Source organism: Rhizobium sp. 10N414 (assembly GCF_056394785.1).
The window spans coordinates 1-1,278 of the sequence record NZ_JBFTIN010000100.1 but is presented as its reverse complement, the minus strand read 5'-3'; the positions used below and the strand labels follow the sequence as shown (position 1 = coordinate 1,278).

The 1,278-nt window shown below is 60.0% G+C and carries 1 protein-coding gene; it reads left to right on the top strand.

The window, feature by feature from the left end; translation table 11 throughout:
- Positions 1 to 1,278: recombinase family protein (locus AC1DE4_RS31740; RefSeq protein ID WP_477884750.1), on the top strand; the 1,278-nt coding region annotated here is incomplete at both ends.

The following is a 1,278-nucleotide window of genomic DNA, read 5'->3' as shown; positions in this document are numbered from 1 at the left end:
TACACGCCTGATACGCGCGTGGTTCTCGATCCGGATCGCCAGATCCAGGACACGGTGCGCATGCTGTTCGATACCTTCCGGGAGGCGGGATCAGCCTGCGCGGTCGTGCGGCGCCTGCGCAGCGAGAAGATCCTGTTTCCTCGGCGCATCCGGCGCGGCATCGGCAAGGGCGATGTCCTTTGGAGCGAGATCGACCACTCCCGTCTGCTTCAGATTTTGCACAATCCCCGATACGCTGGCGCTTTCGCGTACGGACGCACACGCACTGTCTACAATGCCAAGCTCAAGTCCGTACAGCAGAAGATGCCGAGGTCCGACTGGCAGGTGCTCATCCCTCAGGCCCACGAAGGCTATATCTCGTGGGATGAGTTCGAGCGTAATCAAGCAAGCCTGGAACAAAATGCAGTCGGTTTTTCTCCGGGCCTGCGGGGTCGTATGCCTCGCCAGGGCAGCGGTTTGTTGCAAGGTCGAGTTTTGTGCGGTCGATGCGGCGCTCGCATGCGGGTTCATTATGAACAATTCCAGGACAAGCTTCGTCCTTATTACGTCTGCAACGAGGCCGTCGTTCGTCGCGCTGGAAAGACCTGCCAATGGGCAAGAGGGCCTGCGATCGATGAAGCGGTCAGCGCATTGCTGCTCGAAGCAATGGCCCCGACGGCGATAGAGGTCGCGCTGGCGGTGCAGCAGGAGATCTCACAACGTGTCGAGCAAGCCGCCTCGCTGCGCGACAATCAGTTGCAGCGCACCCGGTATGAGGCTGAACTCGCACGCCGCCGCTATCTGAAGGTCGATCCTGACAACCGCTTGGTTGCCGACGCACTCGAAGCGGACTGGAATGGGAAGCTACGCGACCTCGATGCGCTTCAGCGCGAACATGAGCGTCAAAACGAAACAGACCAGTCATTGCTGGACGGCGCTGCGCAGGAACGGATTCGAGCGCTGGCCGCCGATTTTCCTCGCATCTGGAACAACGGACGTACAAGCGCAGTCGAGCGTAAACGCATGCTCGGCCTCCTCATCGAAGACGTGACACTGCTGGTCGACGAGCAGATCAACATGCACATCCGCTGGCGCGGAGGTCGCACGCAAAGTCTGGCAGTCGCTCGTCCTCGGCCCATGGCCGTGATCCGCAAGACCCCGGAAGCAGTCGTAGCGTTGATCAACGAACTGCTGGAGACCGACAACGACCAGCAGATTGCCAGTCGTCTCAACGCACTGGGGCATCGCAATTGGCGCGGTGAGCCCTTTACGTTGAAGAAGGTCATGATCGTTCGTCGA